General features: G+C 61.9%; 21 protein-coding genes. 10 read left to right on the plus strand and 11 right to left on the minus strand.

Going from position 1 to position 21,195, the window contains the following annotated elements; genetic code table 11:
• Window positions 1–12 precede the first annotated feature (12 nt).
• Window positions 13–180: a 50S ribosomal protein L33 gene (rpmG, locus tag CFB17_RS05235; protein WP_088560358.1), complete on the minus strand. Its 168-nt coding sequence runs from the start codon at window positions 178–180 to the stop codon at window positions 13–15.
• A gap of 233 nt (window positions 181–413) precedes the next feature.
• Between rpmG and aqpZ the strand changes: the two genes are divergently transcribed.
• Window positions 414–1,145 (plus strand): aquaporin Z, encoded by a 732-nt coding sequence (gene aqpZ / locus CFB17_RS05240; RefSeq protein ID WP_088560579.1) that lies wholly within the window; start codon window positions 414–416, stop codon window positions 1,143–1,145.
• Between the two features lie 58 nt (window positions 1,146–1,203).
• A complete protein-coding gene (locus tag CFB17_RS05245; protein WP_088560359.1) occupies window positions 1,204–1,869 on the plus strand; it encodes a tellurite resistance TerB family protein in 666 nt (221 codons plus the stop codon).
• A 31-nt stretch (window positions 1,870–1,900) separates the two neighbouring features.
• On the opposite strand, the gene CFB17_RS05250 is transcribed toward CFB17_RS05245, so the two are convergent.
• The gene (locus CFB17_RS05250) at window positions 1,901–3,028 is read right to left on the minus strand and encodes an aldose epimerase family protein (protein WP_207761945.1); all 1,128 of its coding nucleotides are present in this window, start codon (window positions 3,026–3,028) and stop codon (window positions 1,901–1,903) included.
• Between the two features lie 326 nt (window positions 3,029–3,354).
• Between CFB17_RS05250 and CFB17_RS05255 the strand changes: the two genes are divergently transcribed.
• Window positions 3,355–5,175 carry a DEAD/DEAH box helicase gene (locus CFB17_RS05255; RefSeq protein WP_088560361.1) on the plus strand — a complete coding sequence of 607 codons (1,821 nt, stop codon included), beginning with the start codon at window positions 3,355–3,357 and terminating at the stop codon, window positions 5,173–5,175.
• Window positions 5,176–5,178: 3 nt separating this feature from the next.
• On the opposite strand, the gene CFB17_RS05260 is transcribed toward CFB17_RS05255, so the two are convergent.
• Entirely contained in the window at window positions 5,179–6,123 is a 945-nt protein-coding gene (locus CFB17_RS05260) for a LysR family transcriptional regulator (protein WP_207761946.1), read from the minus strand.
• Window positions 6,124–6,229: 106 nt separating this feature from the next.
• Here CFB17_RS05260 and CFB17_RS05265 point away from each other — a divergent pair, with 106 nt between their 5' ends.
• Window positions 6,230–8,587 carry an FdhF/YdeP family oxidoreductase gene (locus CFB17_RS05265; RefSeq protein ID WP_088560362.1) on the plus strand — a complete coding sequence of 786 codons (2,358 nt, stop codon included), beginning with the start codon at window positions 6,230–6,232 and terminating at the stop codon, window positions 8,585–8,587.
• Between the two features lie 799 nt (window positions 8,588–9,386).
• Window positions 9,387–10,778 (plus strand): MFS transporter, encoded by a 1,392-nt coding sequence (locus tag CFB17_RS05270; RefSeq protein ID WP_088560363.1) that lies wholly within the window; start codon window positions 9,387–9,389, stop codon window positions 10,776–10,778.
• On the opposite strand, the gene rsmA is transcribed toward CFB17_RS05270, so the two are convergent.
• Window positions 10,775–11,653 carry a 16S rRNA (adenine(1518)-N(6)/adenine(1519)-N(6))-dimethyltransferase RsmA gene (gene rsmA / locus CFB17_RS05275; protein WP_088560581.1) on the minus strand — a complete coding sequence of 293 codons (879 nt, stop codon included), beginning with the start codon at window positions 11,651–11,653 and terminating at the stop codon, window positions 10,775–10,777. The two genes, CFB17_RS05270 and rsmA, sit on opposite strands and share 4 nt — an antisense overlap.
• A gap of 67 nt (window positions 11,654–11,720) precedes the next feature.
• Complete coding sequence (locus tag CFB17_RS05280) at window positions 11,721–12,551, minus strand: SDR family NAD(P)-dependent oxidoreductase (RefSeq protein ID WP_088560364.1); 831 nt, start codon at window positions 12,549–12,551, stop codon at window positions 11,721–11,723.
• 77 nt (window positions 12,552–12,628) lie between these two features.
• Between CFB17_RS05280 and gmk the strand changes: the two genes are divergently transcribed.
• On the plus strand, window positions 12,629–13,228 hold the full coding sequence (gmk, locus tag CFB17_RS05285; protein WP_243389740.1) for a guanylate kinase: 600 nt from the start codon (window positions 12,629–12,631) through the stop codon (window positions 13,226–13,228).
• Window positions 13,229–13,246: 18 nt separating this feature from the next.
• Here gmk and mltG read toward each other — a convergent pair whose 3' ends face one another.
• From mltG to fabD, 5 genes are all read right to left on the minus strand, one after another.
• On the minus strand, window positions 13,247–14,353 hold the full coding sequence (gene mltG / locus CFB17_RS05290; RefSeq protein WP_243389741.1) for an endolytic transglycosylase MltG: 1,107 nt from the start codon (window positions 14,351–14,353) through the stop codon (window positions 13,247–13,249).
• 50 nt (window positions 14,354–14,403) lie between these two features.
• Window positions 14,404–15,672 (minus strand): beta-ketoacyl-ACP synthase II, encoded by a 1,269-nt coding sequence (gene fabF, locus CFB17_RS05295; protein ID WP_088560366.1) that lies wholly within the window; start codon window positions 15,670–15,672, stop codon window positions 14,404–14,406.
• A 54-nt stretch (window positions 15,673–15,726) separates the two neighbouring features.
• Window positions 15,727–15,960 (minus strand): acyl carrier protein, encoded by a 234-nt coding sequence (locus tag CFB17_RS05300; protein ID WP_088560367.1) that lies wholly within the window; start codon window positions 15,958–15,960, stop codon window positions 15,727–15,729.
• A gap of 187 nt (window positions 15,961–16,147) precedes the next feature.
• Window positions 16,148–16,882, minus strand: coding sequence for a 3-oxoacyl-[acyl-carrier-protein] reductase (fabG, locus tag CFB17_RS05305; RefSeq protein ID WP_088560583.1), 735 nt, complete (start codon window positions 16,880–16,882; stop codon window positions 16,148–16,150).
• A gap of 25 nt (window positions 16,883–16,907) precedes the next feature.
• Entirely contained in the window at window positions 16,908–17,864 is a 957-nt protein-coding gene (gene fabD / locus CFB17_RS05310) for an ACP S-malonyltransferase (protein ID WP_088560368.1), read from the minus strand.
• 413 nt (window positions 17,865–18,277) lie between these two features.
• Between fabD and rpsF the strand changes: the two genes are divergently transcribed.
• The 4 genes from rpsF (at window position 18,278) to phaR (ending at window position 20,511) form a co-directional block, all read left to right on the plus strand.
• A complete protein-coding gene (gene rpsF / locus CFB17_RS05315; protein ID WP_088560369.1) occupies window positions 18,278–18,721 on the plus strand; it encodes a 30S ribosomal protein S6 in 444 nt (147 codons plus the stop codon).
• Window positions 18,722–18,816: 95 nt separating this feature from the next.
• Entirely contained in the window at window positions 18,817–19,047 is a 231-nt protein-coding gene (rpsR, locus tag CFB17_RS05320) for a 30S ribosomal protein S18 (RefSeq protein ID WP_243389764.1), read from the plus strand.
• A 132-nt stretch (window positions 19,048–19,179) separates the two neighbouring features.
• Entirely contained in the window at window positions 19,180–19,740 is a 561-nt protein-coding gene (gene rplI / locus CFB17_RS05325; protein WP_088560371.1) for a 50S ribosomal protein L9, read from the plus strand.
• Between the two features lie 114 nt (window positions 19,741–19,854).
• Window positions 19,855–20,511 carry a polyhydroxyalkanoate synthesis repressor PhaR gene (gene phaR / locus CFB17_RS05330; protein WP_088560372.1) on the plus strand — a complete coding sequence of 219 codons (657 nt, stop codon included), beginning with the start codon at window positions 19,855–19,857 and terminating at the stop codon, window positions 20,509–20,511.
• A 38-nt stretch (window positions 20,512–20,549) separates the two neighbouring features.
• On the opposite strand, the gene CFB17_RS05335 is transcribed toward phaR, so the two are convergent.
• A complete protein-coding gene (locus CFB17_RS05335) occupies window positions 20,550–21,032 on the minus strand; it encodes a MarR family winged helix-turn-helix transcriptional regulator (RefSeq protein WP_165769440.1) in 483 nt (160 codons plus the stop codon).
• Window positions 21,033–21,195: the final 163 nt, after the last annotated feature.

Below are 21,195 nucleotides of genomic sequence, written 5' to 3' on the forward strand. Positions count from 1 at the left end.
CTACAAATGCCCTTATTTGATCTTCGCTTCCTTGAACTCGACATGCTTGCGAGCCTTGGGGTCATACTTGTTAAAGCTCAGCTTCTCGGTGCTCGTCCGGGCATTCTTCTTGGTGGTGTAGAAGAATCCGGTACCGGCCGAACTCACCAGCTTGATGAGGGTTGTCGCGGCCTTGGCCATGACGGTCTCCTACGGCAAATCGTATTTCAGTCGGGCGCGAAACATACGGCCAAAGCCACGCGTGTCAAGCCCGCGACATTCTAGTCGGCAACTGCGCGATGATGAAGTTTTTTGCAGCGTCCAAGGTGATTTTGCCTAAACTGCGCTCGGCGGATTGGCTGGACAATTACGAATCGGCCCTCATTCGACCGCAGACTGATCAAAGGCGCGCTGCGCGCGCGGGAGACCAATTGATGAATCTTTCGACAAAATGCTTTGCTGAGGTGTTCGGCACCTTCTGGCTCGTCCTGGGCGGATGCGGCAGTGCCGTGCTGGCCGCAAAGTTTCCAGGAACGGGCATTGGCTTTCTGGGCGTGGCCCTCGCTTTTGGCCTCACTGTCCTGACCATGGCCTACGCGGTCGGCCACATCTCCGGCGGTCATTTCAATCCCGCCGTCTCCGTCGGACTGGCATTCGGCGGACGCTTCAAGACTGCCGAGCTCATTCCCTACGTGGTGTCCCAGGTCGTGGGCGGCCTTCTAGGCGGTCTCGTCCTCTACATCATCGCCTCGGGCCAGGCGGGATTCGACCCTAGTGCCGGCTTTGCCTCGAATGGCTATGGCGATCATTCGCCGGGCGGCTACTCGCTGCTGGCCTGCCTCGTGACGGAGGTTGTGATGACCTACATGTTCATCATGATCATCCTTGGAGGCACCGACGAGCGTGCGCCTACGGGCTTTGCGCCGTTGGCCATTGGCCTGGCACTTACCCTGATCCACCTGATCAGCATTCCGGTCACCAACACCTCGGTCAATCCTGCCCGCAGCACCGGTGTTGCCTTCTTCGCAGGTGGCTGGGCCGTCGGACAGCTCTGGCTTTTCTGGGTGGCCCCGATCGTGGGCGCCGCTGCAGCGGGCCTGACATATCGCGTTCTCTTCGGCAAGGCGGCCACGGCAGGCATCGTGCCAAAGAAAGATTTTAAATAGAGCTTGCCCCTAACGATCCGCGGTTTGTTTTCCAACACGCAAGCAAGGGAGAAACGACATGGCAGATCTGGGCGGCCTTCTGGGCAGCATGATCGCCACGCAAATGGGTGGGCGCGGAAATACGCGCTCATCCCGGAGTGCGTCGTCCCAATCGGGCTACAGCGCCGGACAGGCGGCGACGATCGCCGGTCTCGGCTACCTCGCTTGGAAGGCGTTTCAGCAGTGGCAGCAATCCGGCCCGGCCGGCAGCCCGCAGCCCGGCGGCACGAATCCGGCGCCGGCGCCGGCAAGCAGTGGCGGCGGCTTTGGCGGCGCACTCGGTGATTCGATCGGCAAGATCCTACGAGCGCCCTCGCCGCCGCCCCCGCCGGTCGAGCCCATGCAGGACGCCAAGGCGCTTCTTCTAATCCGGGCCATGGTGGCGGCCGCCAATGCCGACGGGCAGATCAGCGACGATGAGCGTCAGCGGATCAGCTCGGCACTGTCCCAGGCTGGGGCCGGTGATGAGGAGCGGGCCATTCTCGAGCGCGAGATGAGCCAGCCTCTTTCCATTGACCAACTTCTTAAAGACGTTACCGACCAGACCAGCCGCGAACAGGTCTATCTAGCCTCCTTTGTCGCCGTCGACGCGACAAAGCGACCGGAGCGCGCCTATCTCGACTACCTGGCGAGCCGGCTCGGGCTCGACGCCGAACAGACGAAGGCCCTAGAGGGCTCGCTCTAGCAGCATCTTGCTACCTCTTACCGGCCGGAGGTCACTCCGGCCGGTATTTATCGACCTCGAAGCGGTAGATCGTCGTCGCTTTGTAGTTCTGCCCGGGCCGCAATTCAGTCGAAAAGAAAGACGGCTTGTTCGACGCATCTGGAAGATGCTCCGCCTCCAGGGCGATGCCGTCGCCCTGGCGGTAGATGCCGCCGGAGGAACCGACAACACTGCCGTCCAGTCGGTTGCCGGTATAAAATCGCAGGTCCGGCTGTGTCGTGGCGACGCGCAACGTGCGGCCCGATTCCGGGTCGTGAAGCATTGCAGCGGCGACAGGCGCCCCCGCAGTCGCATTGCTCCGATCGATCACGTAATTCATGTCGAAGCCTTTGGCCGCGACGAGCTGAGGATCGGCCCCTCGCAGTCGCGGACCGATAGCGGTCAGCCGGTGCAGGTCGAAGGGTGTTCCTTTGACAGGACGGACAGAGCCCGTCGGCATGCCCTGGGCGTCGGACGGCATGATGCTGTCCGCCTCGATCCGTACGAGATCGCGATCCGTGCTTCCACTGCCGTTCCCCCCGAGATTAAAATAGCAGTGACTCGTCAAGTTGACGACGGTGGGTGCATCCGTGCTGGCCTCGTAGTCGATCCTGAACTCGTTCCGATCCGTCAACGTGTAGGTTACGTGGACTGTGAGATTGCCAGGAAAGCCCTGATCACCGTCCGGGCTCTTAAGGGTTAAAACCGCAGCCTCGCCGCCAGCAGCTTCCTTGGGTGCCACTTTCCAAATGCGGCGATCAAAGCCGTCGGGTGTGCCGTTAACAGCGTTGGGCGAATCCTCGGGCGGCACCTGATAGGTCTTCCCATCAAGGACGACGCTCCTCTCGACCTGACGATTGGCGAAGCGGCCAACCACGCCCCCGAAATGGTAGGTTCCGTTATAGCGCTGAAAGGCATCGAGGCTGGGGAGTCCCAGCACGATATTGGCCAGCTGCCCGCGTCGATCGGGGGTCACAATCGCCGTGACGATGGCACCATAATCGATAAATTCGACCTTCAGCCCGTGGGAATTGGTCAATTCGTAGCGACTGACGACCTGACCGTCGGCGAGCCGGCCATAAGGTTGCGAGGTCATGGCCAATGCCGGATGGCTGGCCACCACACCTAGCGCCGCCGCCATGGCAACCCACCTCAAGCCCGGATGTGTCTTCATACTCAATCGCCGAGGCCTCCAGCGCCCTCTATCGCCGTGCAACAAGCGATGCCGTATCGCTGCATGCTGCGGCAGCGAGAGCCATCTGCAAAACAACATAGCTCGCTTTCGCGAAAAGCCTTTCGCATGAGACGTAGTGCCTATAAAAGGCCGGAGCGTTGGCGTTGTGTCTCTTGTCGTCGCGCGTCACGAATCTGCGTTTGGACCTTCAGTCATCCTCGTTTTCATTCCCCGGCCCGTCGCCGGGGCTGAGGCGTGTCCGGTCGCAGCCATTTATCAGGACCGACCGCTAAATGTCTTTTCCCTCGACCCATCCCGCCCTTGCCGAGGCGCTGGCTCAACGTGGCTATGCGACACCTACGGCAGTTCAAGCCGCGGTTCTCGAAGCGGGCAACGCTGAACGGGACCTGCTCGTCTCGGCGCAGACAGGCTCCGGCAAGACCGTAGCCTTCGGGCTGGCAGCAGCCCCCACCCTCCTCGGGGACAGCCTCCGCTTCGATGCGCCCGGCGCCCCGCTGGCGCTGATCGTCGCACCGACGCGCGAGTTGGCGCTGCAGGTGAACGAGGAGCTGAGTTGGCTCTATGCCGCCACCGGCGCGCGCATCGCGACCGCCGTCGGCGGCATGGACATTCGTCGCGAGCATCGGGCACTGGCGGCAGGCGCCCACATCGTGGTGGGCACGCCCGGGCGTATCCGAGACCATCTGGAGCGTGGCAAGCTTGATACGAGCGCGCTCAGGGTCGTGGTCCTCGACGAAGCGGACGAGATGCTGGACTTAGGCTTTCGCGAGGATCTCGAGTTCATTCTCGAGGGGACCCCGGCAAGCCGGCGCACCCTACTCTTCTCGGCCACGCTGGCGCGCAACATCATCACCCTGACCAAGCGCTACCAACGGGACGCGCTCAGGATCGACACGCTGGATCGCGGCCAACCGCACGCTGATATCGATTATCGCGCCGTCGACGTTCTCCCGGCCGAAACCGATGCGGCCATCGTCAATGTGCTGCGCTTCTACGAATCGCCGGCAAGCCTCGTCTTCTGCGCGACACGCGAAGCCGTCCGGCGACTGCATATGACCCTGTTGGATCGCGGCTTCAGTGCTGTGGCACTCTCGGGCGAACTCAGCCAGCACGAGCGCAACACCGCGTTGGATGCGATGCGCGCCGGCCGCGCCCGCATCTGCGTCGCCACCGATGTAGCAGCGCGCGGCCTCGACCTGCCCGAGCTTGACCTCGTGGTCCATGCCGACTTGCCCACCAACCACGCAACGCTCCTGCACAGGAGTGGCCGCACTGGCCGTGCCGGCCGCAAGGGCGTCAGCGTCCTCATCGTGCCATCTTCCCGGCGTCTCCGCGCCGAGCAGCTCCTCTATCGGGCCGGCCTGCAGGCTGTCTGGAGCGATCCTCCGACAGCGGCCCAGATCGAGGCGCGCGACCAGACTCGCTTCCTCGCAGACCCCCTTCTCCAAGAGCCGGCAACGGCGTCCGACCAGGAAGCCGCCCGCGCGCTCCTGGCTAAATTCGAGCCTGAGAGGTTGGCCGCAGTGCTCGTTCGCCTCTACCGGGCACGCCTGCCGCTGGCAGCCGATGTAACGGTGGCGGACTCGCTGCCCGAGGGCTCGCCGACGAAACCCTTGAACCGGCGCGAACGGCGCGCAGCGATGCGCGGCAATAATGCCGCCGCAGCGGGGACGCCTGAGCCTGTGACAAGGGCTCAGGTCGATGATAGCGCTAAGTCGATTGACAGCCACCGACGCGGCGAAGGGCGCTTCGCGCCGATGCCGGCCGTATGGTTCTCCCTGCCCGTAGGTCGACGCCAGAATGCCGATCCCAAATGGCTCGTGCCGATGATTTGTCGCCTGGGCCAGGTCACGAAGCAGGATATCGGAAGGATCCAGATCGACGAGCGGGAGACGCGCTTCGAGATCGCCGAGGGCCGGGCCCGGGCGTTTAGCGCCGCCCTGGCCGCAGCCAAGGATCCCGAGGTACAAATCAGCACGTCGACCGCGCCAACCGGGCCGGCCAGGCACCCTCGTCGTGCCAGCGCAATAGCCCGCCTTACCGAGCGCCCCGCCGGCAAACGTCCCGTGACGCGGCGCACGGCCCACGCCTGAAGGTCAGGCCGCCGGCGCCACCTCCCAGGACTCCCAATAGGGCGGACGGCCAAAGTGTTCCTGGATAAAATCCAAGAACACCCTGACCTTTGGAGAGACAGGACCGCCTGGGGCGTGGATACCAAAGATGCCCGAGGGTGCGGTGGCGATCATCGCTTCCCACTCTGGCAAAACGAGACGCAGCCGACCCGCCGCTAGATCAGGTCCCACGAGCCATGTGGGTAGGAGGACCACGCCCACCCCGGCGACGGCCGCATCGCGAAGCGGCCCGGAATCGTCGGAGCGCAGTCGCCCGCTAACAGCAACGCTGCTCTCGCGTCCGCCCCGCCGGAAGTACCAGTAGGGCGAAGGCTGGAGCGAATAGATCAGGCAATTATGGCGCAAAAGGTCGTCGGGCTGCTGGAGAGGGCCGGCCTTGTCTAGGTAGGCCGGGCTGGCACAGACCACACGGCGGTGCGGCGCCAGCCTGCGAGCAATAAGCGATGAATCCAGCATGGGCCCGATCCGGATCGCGACGTCGACGCCAACCGAAACCAAGTCGACACGGATGTCTGATAGCCCCACATCCAGCCGGATATCCGGATAACGCGCCAGGAACTCAGGGATAAACGGCATGACGTGAAGCCGCGCAAAAGCCGCGGGCAGATGCAGCTTCAAGAGGCCCTGAGGACGGTCAGCGATCGCCGACACGGCACTTCGCGCTTCCTCGATCTCGCGCAACACCCGTAGCGCGTGCTGGTAGAGCGTACCGCCAGCCTCGGTCGGATGCACCTTGCGGGTCGTTCGCAGGAAGAGTCCGACGCCGAGATCACGCTCAAGAGCCGCCACCGCCCGCGAGACGGCCGAGGTTTTGACCCCCAGCCGCCGGGCTGCGGCCGAAAAACTGCCGCCCTCAACGACGGCTTTTAGCGCGCGCATTCCAGCGAGATCGTCCAGCTGCGCCTCCATTATTGCGCTATCCGCAACAATCTTTTGTCGATCTAGCGACTTACGTACCGATCCCGCAAGACGTACCTGCAGCCTTTATAGTTGTGTCGAGTGAGGAGTGCGCCACATGTCTGGCAAGGCCAAGATCAAGGCATACAAGGCTGCTGCCGGCGGCCTTGGCGCACTCGAGGCGGTGGAGCGCCATCTCTGCCGGCAGAAGGTCTTCATCAACGGCAATCGCGCGCTGCTCCAGATGAACCAGCCCGAGGGGTTCGACTGCCCAGGTTGTGGCTGGCCCGACCCCTCGCACACAAGCTCCTTCGAGTATTGCGAGAATGGCGCCAAGGCCGTCGCCTGGGAGGCGACCAAGAAGCGGACCATCCCCGCATTCTTTGCCGAACATACGGTAAGCGAACTTTTGGAATGGAGCGACTTCGCGCTTGAGGACCAGGGTCGCCTGACGCACCCCATGGTCTACGATCCGGCGACGGACCGCTACGTCGAAACGAGCTGGGATGAAGCCTATGCGCTGATTGGACGGGAGCTTAACAAGCTCCCGGATCCAAACATGGTGGAATTCTATACCTCAGGCCGCGCCTCGAACGAGGCAGCCTTCATGTTCCAGCTCTTCGCGCGCGCCTGGGGAACCAATAATTTCCCTGACTGCTCCAACATGTGCCACGAATCGACGAGCGTGGCGCTTCCACAATCGATCGGTGTCGCCAAGGGAACGATCGTTCTCGAAGATTTCGAGAAGGCGGACGCCATTTTCATCTTCGGCCAGAATCCCGGCACCAACAGCCCGCGCATGCTGAATGATCTTCGTGCGGCCGCCAAGCGGGGGGCGGAGATCATCGTCTTCAATCCGCTGCGCGAGCGAGCTCTCGAGCGCTTCGCCTCGCCGCAGCATGTGGCCGACCTCGTAAAGCCCGTCCAGATCGCCACGCAATATCATCAGGTGCGTGTCGGCGGTGACCTTGCCGCCATCAAGGGCATCATGAAGGCCGTGCTCGAGGCCGATGCGGAGGCGCTGGCCGAGGGCCGTCCCTCGATCCTCGACCGGCAGTTCATCGCTACTCACACGACCGGCTTTGAGGCCGTGCAGCAGGATGTCGAGCGTCTGAGCTGGGCCGAGATCGTACGCGAATCGGGGCTGACCAAAGAGGCTATACTGACAGCCGCTGGCAGCTATATCCGCGCCGATGCGGTCATCGCCGTCTGGGGCATGGGCATCACCCAGCACCGGACGGGCGTCGCCAACATCCAGCAGATCGTCAATCTCCTCATGCTGCGCGGCAATCTTGGCAAGCCCGGGGCCGGCTGCTGCCCCGTACGCGGTCATTCCAACGTGCAGGGCGACCGTACGGTCGGCATCTACGAGAAGCCCAAGGGACCATTCCTGGACGGTCTGCAGCGCACCTTCGGCTTCGTCCCACCCCGCGACTGGGGTCACGATGTCGTCGAGGCAATTGAGGCCATGGTGGAGGGCCATTCCAAGGCGTTCATCGGGCTCGGCGGCAATTTCCTCCTGGCCGCACCCGACACCGAAGTGACAGCGAAGGCGATGCGCGGGCTCGACCTGACGGTCCAGATCGCCACCAAACTCAATCGCGGCCACCTCGTGCACGGCAAGGTCTCCCTCCTGCTGCCCTGCCTCGGACGCACCGAGATGGACTATCAGGCCTCCGGACCACAATCGGTCACCGTCGAGGATTCGATGTCGTGCGTGCACGCCTCGGCAGGGCGCAATTTTCCGGCCTCGCGGCATCTCCGCTCAGAAGTGTCCATCATCTGCGGCATGGCCAAGGCGACCCTGCCAGCCTCGCTCGGCATCGATTGGGACGGCTTCACGGCCAATTACGACCGCATCCGCGATGCAATCGAATCAACGATGCCGGATCTGTTTGCCGGGTACAACGCCAAGATCCGACAGCCCGGCGGCTTTCGCCTCTATTCGCCCGTCGACCATCGGATCTGGAAGACGCCGAACGGCAAGGCAAACTTCATCGTCCATGACGGCATCGTCGAGGATGACATGCCCGACAATGACACAAGCGTGCTCAACCTGACGACCATCAGAAGCCACGATCAGTATAACACGACCATCTATGGCCTAGATGACCGCTATCGCGGCGTCTTCGGCCAGCGCATGGTCGTTTTCGTCAACAAGGCAGACCGTGAGCGGCTTGGCTTTGCAGAGGGCGCGATGGTGGCGATGCGCACCGTCTCGCCGGATGGCCAGGAGCGACGCGTCGGTGGCTTCCGCTTGGTCGATTACGACATCCCGGCAGGCTGTGCGGCAGCCTATTATCCGGAGACCAATCCGCTGGTACCGCTGCACCGTCGAGCTTTGCAGAGCAATACACCGACTTCGAAATCAGTGCCGGTCGTCCTCGAGGCCTGGACTGGAACGTGGAACGATCGTCCGGCACCCGAACTGGCCTTAGTTCCGCGCGACATGCGGGAAATTGCTGTCGGAGCCTGAGCCCGCCATCGCCATTCGCCGTTGACGGGCGGCGTAGGTGAACCCCAGGGTTACTCCGGCCCGCGGCTGATGAGCCTCGACCTCTCGTGGTAGCCGGTGATGGCGCAGCATCACCGGGAGCAGGCTTGCGATCGCCAGGACGGCCGAGAGGATATCCAGGCTGGCCACGCGTAGAGAATTCTAATCCAGACTCCTATTGCGTCCATCAGCACGTTGCCGAATCGCATGAGATGGACTTCCACAACTCTCGCGCGGCAGAGCGCGCCATAGATCTTGTCGTCACGCCTGCTGCCGAATACCCGCCGGGGGGTGGCAACCACCGTTGTTTTGGCGGCCCCGGGGCGGAGGGGGATGTATGGTATTTTCCAATGGTTTGATCGTCAGCCTCGCGCGTGGCAACGAAGTTATCGTTATCCTGGCGAACCTACGCATTGAAGGGCAGGACGGACACTTCGATCGCGTTGCAGACAGCCTAACCATGAGGAGTATGGACGAGGCAAATACCCGATCGCTGCTTTGACACGAAACCGCCTCGGCGGTCACCTGAGCGAACACATTTCGTCAAATCGATGATGTTCTATCTGCCGATATCATAAACGGTATCAATTCTAGTTAGCGCATCACTTATCTAATTCTTCTTTTCATCTAGTTCTCGCACGAACGCCAAATAAATAGGTTTTTCGGACGCCGATCACGATGATCGCATAACTCTGATTTGCTCTGGCGGCAAAACTGGCGCAGGCTAAGCATGCGTCCGCCTTGGAAGCGGACGGTCAGGGCACCAATAAGGGATAAGGCGATGACGGGGGCAGTCGCAGTGGATGAAGCGACCAATTCGGGATCCTCGGTCATAACGACGTCCGAGTTGGCAGTCGCCGCCTGGACGGCCTCGCTCGGAAGCGCACTCGAATATTATGACTTTGCCCTCTACAGCCTGGCCTCGGCGCTGATCTTCACGCCGCTCTTCTTTCCTGGGCAAGCGCCGGGCATCGGCCTCCTTGCGAGCTTTGCCACCTACTTCGTCGGCTTTGCCGTAAGGCCGATCGGCGGTATCGTCTTCGGGGCACTCGGCGACCGGCTAGGCCGCAAGTTCGTCCTCCTTGCCACCATTCTTCTCATGGGCCTGAGCAGCACGGCCATCGGCCTTCTACCGACATTCGAGCAGGCCGGGTTCGTGGCCCCAACTCTTCTGGTACTTTGCCGTATCATGCAAGGCTTGGGAGCAGGGGCGGAACAGGCGGGTGCTGCGGTCCTCATGACCGAATATGCGCCCAAGGGCCGGCGTGGATTCTTCGCCTCCCTTCCCTTCATGGGCATCCAGATCGGCACGATCATCGCGGCCCTGGTCTATTTCGTACTACTCTACAGTACGGAGAACATCGCCGATTCGTGGCTCTGGCGCCTACCATTCCTCGGCAGCGTTCTCATTCTCGCCGTCGCAGTCTGGATGCGCCTGCGTCTCAAGGAAAGTCCCACCTTCAAGAAGCTCAAGGCGCATGAGCAAGACCGCGAGCATCCGCTACGTGCGCTTCTGCTCGCGTCCAAGCGTCCCATTTTGATTGGAATCGGCCTGAGGCTAGCCGAGAACGGCGGTTCCTCGATCTATCAGGCACTGGCCGTCAGCTATCTCGTCGGAACTATGGGCCTGCCTCGCGCGGACGGCTCTTTCGGCCTGATCGTCGCGGCGATCCTGGGAGCCATCACGGTACCGATCGCCGGAGCCCTGACCGATCGGTTCGGGCGTCGGCCGGTCTATCGAAGCTTTGCCATTTTACAGTTCGTCCTGGCGATCCCGACCTGGTGGGCGTTCAGCCAAGGCGGCACCACCTTGTCGCTGACGTTCCTTGCCATCTCACTGGGTATCGGCGCCTGGGGCATGTTCGGTGCACAGGGAGCTTTGATGCCGGAACTCTTCGGTGCCCGACACCGCTATCTGGGCGTTTCGATGGCACGTGAGATCTCGGCCGTGATTGCCGGTGGAATCGCCCCGCTCATCGGCTCGGCGCTGATCGCCGCGACGATAGCGCTTCATCCCGATGACGCACGCGGCGTCGGCGCCTGGCTGCCGATAGCACTCTATCTCATGATACTCACTGCCGGCACGATCTGGGCCACGTTTCTTCTCCCAGAGACGCGTGATCGGGATCTCGATGCTATCGAGGATGCCACGGCCGCGGACCGGGCAGGCTAAGGCCGGCCATCGAGCCGCTGCATGTAGAGACGCGTTAAATTGTGAAACTCGGCGAGCGAGAGTTCCTCGGCACGACGCGTCGACATAATGCCCGCTTCCTCCAGAAGCAGCTCCGGCTCCGGCAACAGGGTCCGCAGAGCTGATCGCAACATCTTGCGCCGCTGGCCGAATGCCGCCTGCGTGACCCGGCCCAATTGGACGGTGAATGCCTGCGCAGGCCGGTCGGGGCGAGGATCAAAGCGCACTACGCTCGACTCCACCTTGGGCGGCGGCACAAAGGCGCTGGCTGGCAGATCGAAGAGCCGTTCCACATCGCAGAGGGTCTGGGCCAGGACCGCAAGCCGCCCCCAGGCATCCTCGCCTGGTCGCGACGTCAGTCGAAGGGCCACCTCCTTTTGAAACATGAGAACGAGCCGCTCGAAGACATCCAGTTCGCCAAGCCATCCGAGCAGAAGCTCGGTCCCGACATTGTAAGGCAGGTTCGAGATCAAGATCAGTTTGTCACCGCCTGCCAGCGTGCCCGTATCCTGGCGCCGCGCATCACCCTCGATGATCTTTATCACGCCAGGAAAAAATCCATCCAGATCGTGGAGGGCCGCAAGGCAACGCCTGTCCTGCTCGATCACGGTCAGTCGCCTCGGTGCGGCCCGAAGGATGAACCGCGTCAGACCGCCGGGCCCCGGGCCGACCTCCACGACCACCTTGCCGGCAAGATCTCCGGCACTGGCGACAATGCGCCCCAGGATGTTGGGATCAGTGAGGAAATGCTGGCCAAGCTTCTTGTCGGCGCGAAGGCCATAATGGCGGATGACTTCGCGCAAAGGCGGAAGGTCCGGTTCCGCTGAACGGGTGGATGGCGTGAGAGGCAGGGTCATCGCTCCGGCGTCGGTGGCTCTAGGCGCGTCATGCTTGCCGCAACAATCAGGCGCCGTCGAGAGCATGTCAGGGACCTGGTTCCTTGCTGACCGTGCGACTCATCAGGCGATCGACGAGACGATCGGGCAATCCTGCAGCCAATTTGGCGAGCAGGAACGTCGTCCAGGGGAAAACAATCTTCGGGCGGCGCTGGTCCAAGCCTGTCTTGATCAACCGGGCGGCACGCTCCACAGACATCATGAAGGGCATGGGAAAAGGGTTGTCCCGCGTCAGGGGCGTGTCGACAAAACCCGGGTAGATCGTCGAGACGGCGATGCCTAAAGGTCGGAGGCGGGCTCGTAACCCCTGTCCGTAGATATGGATCGCCGCCTTGCTGGCGGCGTAAGCAGGCGCCGCCGCATAGCCGCGATAGGCTGCAAGCGACGCCATTAGCGCCAGCTGTCCCGAGCGCCTCGTCTGAAAACGCGGCAGCAAGGCCTCAACCGTATCGATCAAACCGAGAAGATTGATCTCCACGATCGTCCGAGCGACGATACCCCCCGCATCGATTGGCGGCGCCTCGTTCGGGCTGGCTTCGACCGCACCCGCGATGCCCGCGTTGGCGATCAGCAGATCGATTGGCTGACTATCGTCCCGCGCCAACAGCCACGCTCTCAGAGCATCCCGCTCGCGGACGTCGATCGCCTGGAGACTGGTGGCACCACCTTCCTCGACGCAGTGCGCAGCCACGCGACGCAGTCGCTCGAGATTTCGCCCCTGCAATGAGACGAGCGCACCCTCCTTGGCATAAGCCAGCGCCAATGCAGCTCCAATACCGCTGGACCCACCGGTGATGAGGACGTGCTTACGGGGTTGGTTCGGAGCGTGGCTCGGATTAGTACTCATCCGCATCGTCATATGTGGTGGGATTTCGCGCAAGAATGCTGGCCTCCGTACTCGTACCTCAGTCACGTCGGCGCGGCTTGATGCTAGTCATGTCGTCACCCTCGGGCGCTGGCAAGACCTCGTTATCCCGCCGCTTGCTCGAGACGGAAGACGAGCTTTCGATGTCGGTGTCGGTCACGACCCGACCCGCTAGACCGGGCGAGATCGACGGAACCCATTATTTCTTCATCAAGGAAGAAGAATTCGATCGGATGGCCCTGGCGGGCGAGCTTCTCGAGCATGCTCATGTCTACGGCCATCGATATGGCACTCCACGCAAGGCTGTGGAGCAGGCGCTGAGCCAGGGGCGCGACGTCCTCTTCGATATCGATTGGCAAGGTGCCCAACAGCTTCGCGAAGCAGCCGCCGATGACATGGTTGGAGTCTTCATCCTGCCGCCCGACCGGGACGAGCTGGCGCGTCGCCTGCGCACGCGGGCGCAGGACAGCGATGCCGTGGTTGCCTATCGCATGACCCAGGTCTCAGCCGATGTTACCCATTGGGCTGAATATGACTATGTGCTCGTCAATGCGGAATTCGAAGCCAGCCTTTGGGCGCTCCGCTCGGTTCTTATGGCCGAGCGCCTGAAACGACGCCGTCAGCCCGGCCTTACCGAGTTCGTGCGGCGTTTTCGTGAGCCGCAGGCCTGACGCCAAGACGCTTTGACATCATTCGGACGGCTGGCTCTGCTGCATTTCGGCCGGCGGCGGCCCGGCTGGCGGCGGCTGCGCGTCGGTCGGCGGCGGCCCGGCTGGCGGCGGCTGCGCGTCGGTCGGCGCGGCAGGTACCTGCCCCCCCTGTTGCAACGCGTCCTTGGCGGACTCGATCTTACGCCAGTTGGCAACGTTGCGGTTATGTTCTTGCAGCGTGCTTGCAAAGACATGCCCGCCCGAACCGTCTGCCACGAAATAAACATAATCTACAGCAGCCGGCCTCACGGCTGCCATGAGCGCCTTCTTGCCAGGGTTGGCGATCGGTCCTGGCGGCAGACCATCTATCTTGTATGTATTGAACGGCGTGTCGCTGGCGAGGTCGGCACGTGTCAGCGGCCGCCCGATCGACCCCATGCCATCAGCCAAGCCATAAATCACCGTCGGATCCGTCTGGAGGCGCATTCCGCGCTGTAGGCGATTGAGGAACACGGCGGCCACCAGCGGATATTCATCCGCCTTCGCCGTCTCGCGCTCGATGATGGACGCCAGCGTCAGCAGTTGCAGCGGTGCGGCCAATGGATAGCCCGCCGGCCGGGAGTTCCAGACCGAATCGAGCAAACGCTGCATATCGCTCGCCATCCGCTTCACGAGTTGGGCCCGCGTCGTGCCCCTGGCGACCAGATAGGTCTCCGGCAACAAGGTACCCTCGGGCGGCAGAGGCGGCAGGTCGCCGGAGAGAAAATCATAGCCGGCAAGGATCGCATACGCCTCCTTGACCGTCCTTCCCTCCGGGACGGTGACGGGATGGAGCAGTACGGCTCCAGTCCGCATCGCCTCGATGACTTCAGCTGGCGTCTGCCCGGGCTTGAACTGATACTCGCCGGCGCGCAGGGCGCGCTGCTCACGGCCGAGCTTGACCGCCGCGAAGAAAAGCCAGGGCTGATCGATAACACCGGCTGCCTGCAATGCCTGGCCGATGTCCATGGTGCCAAGGCCAAGTGGTAAATCCACCGTCACCGCCGCGTCGAGTTGACGAGGTGTGTTCAGCCAATGATCAAGATAGAGCCAGGCACCGATCCCAGAGACACAGAAGAGGAACGCCAGCACCATAATGATGCGCAACGTACCTCTCAAAAGCCGGCTGGCTAGCATGGGTGATTCGTCTGTGAGACCTACTGATCGTCGGGAGCGGTCAAGATCAAGGTTGCGTTCGTACCGCCAAAACCAAATGAGTTGGAGAGGGCCGCACGAACTGGACGACGACGCGCCTCCAGCGGCACGAGATCGATACCCTGACAACTATCCTCGATATTCTCGAGATTTAGCGTCGGCGGCACGATTTGATGCTTGATCGCGAGAATGGAGAAGATCGCCTCGACGCCGCCGGCCGCACCCAGCAGATGGCCGATGGCTGACTTGGTCGACGACATCGACAATTTATCACCGCTGTCGCCGAACAGGCGTTTGATCGCCCCGAACTCGATCTCATCGCCCAGCGGCGTCGAGGTTCCGTGGGCGTTGATATAGTCGATATCCGACGGTTGCAGACCTGCACTCTTGAGCGCGGATATCATCGAACGATAGCCGCCGTCGCCATCCGGAAGTGGCGCGGTCACATGATAGGCATCGCCTGACATGCCATATCCCTGGACGATCGCATAGATCTCCGCGCCGCGCGCCTTGGCCCGTTCGTACTCCTCGAGCACAACGACACCGGCACCCTCGGCGATAACGAAGCCATCACGCGCTTTATCCCATGGGCGCGACGCACGCCAGGGTTCATCGTTGAAGTGCGTCGAGAGGGCCTTCGCGGCGGCGAAGCCAGCGATACCCAACCGACCCACTGCGGACTCAGTCCCGCCGGCCACCATGACGTCTGCGTCGCCGCGGGCGATCAGACGGGCAGCATCGCCGATCGCATGCGCGCCGGTTGAGCAGGCCGTGACGACCGCATGGTTCGGGCCTTGGAGGCCGAACTTGATCGATACCTGCCCGCTTGCAAGATTGATCAACGCGGATGGGATGAAGAACGGGCTGACACGCCGAGGGCCCTCCTTCTCCAGAATGACGGCTGTCTTGGCGATGCTGTTGAGCCCGCCAATCCCCGAGCCGATCATCACACCGGCCCGCTGACGCAATTCCGGCGTATCGAGGGGAACCTTGGCATCGGCAATGGCCTCTGAGGCCGCTGCGACAGCATAGATGATGAAATCGTCGTTGCGCCGGAGTTCCTTCGCCTCGACGAATTCGAGCGGCTGAAAGTCTCCGGGACCATCACCTAGCGGCACCTGACCCGCCACCTTCGAGGGCAGATCTGAAACCTCGAAGCTCTCGATGCGGCGGATGCCGGACTGGCCGGCGATCAACCGCTCCCACACCGTCGTTACACCACAGCCAAGTGGTGTAACGAGGCCCAATCCGGTAACTGCTACGCGTCGCACGTCAGCGACCTCCGTGCGTCTTTGAGGCGGCAGCGCGGCGCGCGGCGCCGCAGCTCAAGCGTGCTCTTTAATGTAGTTGATCGCATCCTGCACGGTGATGATTTTCTCGGCAGCGTCGTCGGGGATTTCGACACCGAATTCCTCTTCGAACGCCATAACGAGTTCGACCGTATCGAGGCTGTCGGCTCCCAGGTCGTCGACGAAGCTAGCCGTCTCCGTGACCTTCGACTCATCGACACCCAAATGTTCGATGACGATCTTCTTAACCCGTTCGGCGATATCGCTCATTCATCTTCTCCGGTTGCGCAAAGAGGCACAAGCGTCCCCGCTGGGCTCGCAGTGCCGCGCTGTTTACACGATGACCAAGGGCGTTACCAGCCGCTCGCCCCTCTAAAACTGGATCAAAAAGTAATAGGATCGCGGCTGATCCGTCGAGATGAGAGTCCCGATCGGCGCGATACCTGGTCAAACACGTTCAGACCATGGCCATCCCGCCATTCACGTGGATGGTCTGCCCGGTGACATAAGCTCCACCTGGCCCCGCCAAGTAGCAGACGGCGGCGGCCACGTCCCCCCCCGTGCCGAGTCGGCCGGCCGGGACCCGCGCCAGGATCGCAGCCTTCTGCTGATCGCTAAGAGCATCCGTCATGGGCGTGGCGATGAAGCCTGGCGCCACGACGTTGACCGTGACGCCACGTCCCGCCACCTCAGCGGCCAGCGCTTTCGACATCCCAATCAGGCCAGCCTTGGCGGCCGCATAGTTCGCCTGGCCGGGATTGCCGGTCGTCCCCACGATGGAACCAATATTGATGATGCGTCCCTGACGACGTTTGACCATCAATTTCAGTGCGGCGCGGGAGAGCTGGAAGCAGGCCCTTAGATTGGTATCGAGGACGGCATCCCAATCCTCGTCCTTCATCCTGAGGGCTAGCGTATCCCGGGTGATGCCCGCATTGTTAACAAGGATATCCAGGCCACCGGCCGCGGCGGCCGCGCCAATCAGAGCGTCCGCCGCGCCGGCGCCGACGACATCACCCTCGACGATCGAGCAGCCTCCCCCCAACTCGGCCGCCAAGCTCTGCAGCGCATCGCGACGGCGTCCGCCGAGAACTACATGTGCGCCTTGCGCATGCAAGGATCGGGCGATTGCGGCCCCGATCCCCCCGGAAGCGCCTGTGACCAGGGCGAACTGGCCTGTAAGATCAAATATTGCCGTCATCGTCTCTTTCGTTTCGTCAGGCTGCCAACTGGGCCAGCGCCTCGGCCGCGACGGCAACGTCGTCTGGCGTCTGTACCGAGAGAATCCTCGCATCCGGCAGCGCGCGCTTGGCCATGCCACCCAGCACCTTTCCCGCGCCGAACTCGATCAGGAGAGACACTTGTTCCTCCCGCATGCGCACCATGCTCTCTCGCCACCTGACCCGGCCGGTAACCTGGCGAACGAGAAGGTCGGGCAGGACGGCCGGATCGCGCGCCGGGGCCGCCGTGACGTTGGCGATGAGTGGTACGGCTGGCGTCGAAAATTGCGCCGCTCTTAAAGCTGGCGCCAATTCATCCGCTGCTCCGGCCATCAAGCTGCAATGGAATGGAGCGCTTACATCGAGAAGGACCGCGCGGCGGGCACCTTTGCTTTTTGCCAGGTCGACCGCGTATTCGACGGCGGCCCGATCGCCGCTCAGAACCGCCTGCCCGTCACTATTATCGTTCGCAAGCTCGCAGACGCCTCGCGCGGCGGCCGATCGTGCCAAAGCCTCAACCTCGTCCGTCGGCAGGCCTAGGACAGCGGCCATCGCGCCCTGGCCGGCAGGCACGGCACGCTGCATGGCCTGGCCGCGCAATCTCAGGAGCCGCGCCGCAGCCCCCAGATCGAGAGCGCCCGCCGCCACGAGCGCCGAGTACTCACCAAGCGAATGGCCGGCGACGAAGTCGATCCGTGTGCCGAGTGGCGCTCCCAGAATCTGTTCGAGTGCTCGAAAGGCGGCAAGCGAGGTAGCCATCAATGCGGGCTGTGCATTCTCGGTAAGAGTCAGAGTGTCAGCCGGCCCGTCGAAGGCAATTTTCGATAGAGAAAAGCCCAGCGCATCGTCGACGGCCTGGAAAACCTCACGCGCCACCGGCAGGGCCTCGTAGAGCGCGCGCCCCATGCCGACGGTCTGGGCCCCCTGACCGGGGAATACGGCAATCGTCGTCATGGCGGAGTCAACTATTGGTAATCGTTCAACTGAAAGACCATCTATATTAAGCTGATGGTCAGGCACCGTGCCGTAGGATTAACGACAGTTGGCGAACTCAGGACCGCTCGTCTGGACGTTTCCCCAGAGCCTGTCAAGCACTCTTGCGGATCGGCATCGATCCTGTATAAGGGCCGTCCGGTTCACGCACCTGCCGCAGCAGACCGATTCGAATTGAGATCGGCGATGGCGGCTGATGTGGCACTACCGCGGACATAAGGGGCGAGCGGCAACCTTGGGCAAGGCTCCGGGGTGGCTGGGCGCACCTGTTTTCGTGCTTTCACGATAGACGGGCCTCGAGGCGCTGTCGTGAGACTTTTGTCGTTAAGGCAACGCGCCCGGTTCGGGGCGCGCTATTGGAGATGACGGACGCGATGCCATTTTACGAGCATACGCTGATCGCCCGCCCCGATCTTTCGGGCCAGCAGGCACAGACGCTCGCTGAGACCTTCGGGCAGCTTATCGCCGAGCAGGGCGGTTCGGTGACCAAGACCGAGTATTGGGGTCTCCGCAATCTAACCTACCGGGTAAGAAAGAACCGCAAGGGTCATTACCTGCATTTGAACATCGAGGCGCCTGCTGCCGCGGTCACCGAGCTTGAGCGTAATGAGCGCATCCATGAGGACGTGATTCGTTACCTCACCGTCAAGGTCGACGAGTTGGAAGAAGGCCCGTCCGTCGTCATGCAGGCGAAGGCCAGCCGGGATGATCGTGGCCCCCGTCGCGATGACGATCGCGGGCCCCGCCGTGACGACGATCGCGGGCCCCGCCGCGAGCGAAGTGACCGCAATGACCGTTTCCGCGAGGACGACCGATGAGCGAGCAGGGCAATTATGACGGGCGCGGTCCGAATCGTGACCGTGGGGATCGGGGCGACCGCGGCGACCGCCATGGTGGTGGCGACGCGCCGAACATCACCATTCGACGCCCTTTTTTCCGGCGTCGCAAGTCGAGCCCCTTCGCCCATGCCGATGCGCCGAAGATCGACTATAAAGACATCAAACTTCTTCAGCGTTTCATCTCCGAGCGTGGCAAGGTCGTCCCTCGACGGATCACCGCAGTGACCGCCAAGGAGCAGCGGGCACTGGCCCAGGCCATCAAGCGCGCACGCGAGTTGGCCCTTTTGCCTTACGTCGCCCACTAATAGCACGCGCCTTTGCGATTGAGTGGGAGGCGCCTAGCGAAAAGGGCGATCCCACGCTGCTGGATATCAACAAGGATCTTCCACGTGCCATGCGATCGCGCAGGCGCGTTGAAGTGAGCCAAGAGGCTGAAAATGCAAGTTATTCTACTCGAGCGCGTAGCCAAGCTCGGCCAGATGGGCGAGATCGTGAATGTTCGCGACGGCTACGCCCGTAACTTCCTCATTCCCAAGGGCAAGGCGCTGCGTGCTACTGAGCGCACCAAGGCGAGCTTCGAGGAACGACGTCAGCAGCTTGAGGCTCGCAATATCGAGGCCAGGAATGAAGCGACGAAACTAGCCGGCTCCGTTGAAGGCCGCAGTGTCGTCATCCTGCGTCAAGCTTCGGAGAGCGCGCAGCTTTACGGTTCGGTCAGCAGCCGCGACATCGCGGAAGCATTCACGGAGACCGGCATCGCCCTGGATCGCGCTCAGATCCGGCTCGAGCATCCGATCAAGAATCTCGGCCTTCACGACGTGATCGTGGCACTCCATCCCGAGGTCGAGGTCAAGGTTATCGTCAACGTCGCCCGCAGCGCCGAGGAGGCCGACATCCAGGCCGGCAAGGCCGCACCGCGTACCGATGAGGACGAGCAAGACGACGAAGATGAGATAAGTCGCGCCATAGTGGATGCCGTGGAGCAGGCAGACGCCTAGACAAGGCGACCAACGCGCCTCTGGTCGGCACCGCTCGACGCTTGTATTGTCTTAACCTCAACGTCGTCCATGTTTCGCGTCAAGTCGGCATGGCCAGTCGGTAAAGGAATCAGGATGAGCAGCGTCAAGGGTGGGCCGACCAACAGGTCCCAGGACGAAGAGAAGGCGGCCGGCTCGGAGAAAGTTGCCGTTGTCAAGAAGTACGCCAACCGGCGACTCTACAACACGGCAAGCAGCAGCTACGTTACGCTCGACGAGTTGGCATCCATGGTCCGCAATGGCGACGAATTCGTTGTCTACGACGCGAAATCCAACGACGACATCACCCGGTCAGTCCTTACGCAGATCATCCTCGAAGAGGACAGCAAGGGGCGCAATTTGCTCCCCATCAAGTTTCTCCGTCAACTGATAGGCTTCTACGACGACAGCCTACATGCGTTCTTGCCGCGCTATCTAGAAATGTCGATGGAGAATTTCGCCCGGCATCAGACACAGATGCGGGGTTATATGCAAGATACCTTCGGTCGTTTCTTTCCCCTCGCCCAGTTCGAGGAGATGACACGCCAGAACCTAGCGCTTTTCCGCCAGGCGACGAGCATGTTTCAGCCCATGGCGCCCGGCTCCCCGTCAGACGAGCAAGCGCGGCCTGCCTCTAAAACCGACGGGACCAGGGCTAGCGAGGGTGAGATGAACGATCTGAGGGCAAAGCTCGAATTGCTGCAACGACAGCTCGAGGAGCTCAACGCCATGCCAACTTCTAAGAAAAACTAGCTGTCTTTCTTAGCCGAGGCACAATTCACGCAGGCAAGTCAGGGCGTATAGCTGACCAAATTGCTCCAGTAGCGCTCAAGTCCTTGCAGGACTTTGTTGACGCTTTCTAGGTTCTCGGCCGAGAATCGCCCCTCCAACTCCTGCGCATTACGCGCATACAGTTGATCGATGCGCAAAGTCAGATCGAGACCTTTTTGCGCGAGCTTGACGCGGGTCATGCGCCGATCATGCGAGGACCGCTCCTGGAGGAGATAGCCATTCTCCACGAGCTTCTTGACGTTATACGACACGTTCGAGCCGAGATAATAACCGCGCGCCGTCAGTTCGCCGACCGTTAATTGATCCTCATTGATATTGAACAGGATCAAGGTCTGAACATTGTTGATGTCCTCCACTCCGAGTCGATCGAGCTCGGTCTTGATGACATCGAGAAAGCGACGATGAAGTCGTTCGATCAATCGGGTAGTCTGAAGGTACTTTTCTTTCACTTCTTCCTCGAAACGGCCAGCCACGCCCACCATGCAGTCGCCAACACCATATCAACCTTAAGAGCAGAAAGTTAAGAGGCCGCAAGCGTTAACTTCTTCGGCGGGCCAGAAAATTTCACGTTTATATTGCGCATGTGGCACGGCGCACCCTCGACGGGACAACAAGTCCATCGTCTAAGAAATCATATCCAGCCGT

The sequence above is a fragment of the Arboricoccus pini genome (assembly GCF_900187945.1).
Taxonomy (GTDB): domain Bacteria; phylum Pseudomonadota; class Alphaproteobacteria; order Geminicoccales; family Geminicoccaceae; genus Arboricoccus; species Arboricoccus pini.

Excerpts from the sequence above, each read along its gene's own strand:
- rpmG (WP_088560358.1), bottom strand. The coding sequence starts at position 180 with ATGGCCAAGGCCGCGACAACCCTCATCAAGCTGGTGAGTTCGGCCGGT.
- aqpZ (WP_088560579.1), top strand. The coding sequence starts at position 414 with ATGAATCTTTCGACAAAATGCTTTGCTGAGGTGTTCGGCACCTTCTGG.
- CFB17_RS05245 (WP_088560359.1), top strand. The coding sequence starts at position 1,204 with ATGGCAGATCTGGGCGGCCTTCTGGGCAGCATGATCGCCACGCAAATG.
- CFB17_RS05250 (WP_207761945.1), bottom strand. The coding sequence starts at position 3,028 with ATGGCGGCGGCGCTAGGTGTGGTGGCCAGCCATCCGGCATTGGCCATG.
- CFB17_RS05255 (WP_088560361.1), top strand. The coding sequence starts at position 3,355 with ATGTCTTTTCCCTCGACCCATCCCGCCCTTGCCGAGGCGCTGGCTCAA.
- CFB17_RS05260 (WP_207761946.1), bottom strand. The coding sequence starts at position 6,123 with ATGGAGGCGCAGCTGGACGATCTCGCTGGAATGCGCGCGCTAAAAGCC.
- CFB17_RS05265 (WP_088560362.1), top strand. The coding sequence starts at position 6,230 with ATGTCTGGCAAGGCCAAGATCAAGGCATACAAGGCTGCTGCCGGCGGC.
- CFB17_RS05270 (WP_088560363.1), top strand. The coding sequence starts at position 9,387 with ATGACGGGGGCAGTCGCAGTGGATGAAGCGACCAATTCGGGATCCTCG.
- rsmA (WP_088560581.1), bottom strand. The coding sequence starts at position 11,653 with ATGACCCTGCCTCTCACGCCATCCACCCGTTCAGCGGAACCGGACCTT.
- CFB17_RS05280 (WP_088560364.1), bottom strand. The coding sequence starts at position 12,551 with ATGACGATGCGGATGAGTACTAATCCGAGCCACGCTCCGAACCAACCC.
- gmk (WP_243389740.1), top strand. The coding sequence starts at position 12,629 with ATGTCGTCACCCTCGGGCGCTGGCAAGACCTCGTTATCCCGCCGCTTG.
- CFB17_RS05300 (WP_088560367.1), bottom strand. The coding sequence starts at position 15,960 with ATGAGCGATATCGCCGAACGGGTTAAGAAGATCGTCATCGAACATTTG.
- fabD (WP_088560368.1), bottom strand. The coding sequence starts at position 17,864 with ATGACGACGATTGCCGTATTCCCCGGTCAGGGGGCCCAGACCGTCGGC.
- rpsF (WP_088560369.1), top strand. The coding sequence starts at position 18,278 with ATGCCATTTTACGAGCATACGCTGATCGCCCGCCCCGATCTTTCGGGC.
- rplI (WP_088560371.1), top strand. The coding sequence starts at position 19,180 with ATGCAAGTTATTCTACTCGAGCGCGTAGCCAAGCTCGGCCAGATGGGC.
- phaR (WP_088560372.1), top strand. The coding sequence starts at position 19,855 with ATGAGCAGCGTCAAGGGTGGGCCGACCAACAGGTCCCAGGACGAAGAG.
- CFB17_RS05335 (WP_165769440.1), bottom strand. The coding sequence starts at position 21,032 with ATGGTGGGCGTGGCTGGCCGTTTCGAGGAAGAAGTGAAAGAAAAGTAC.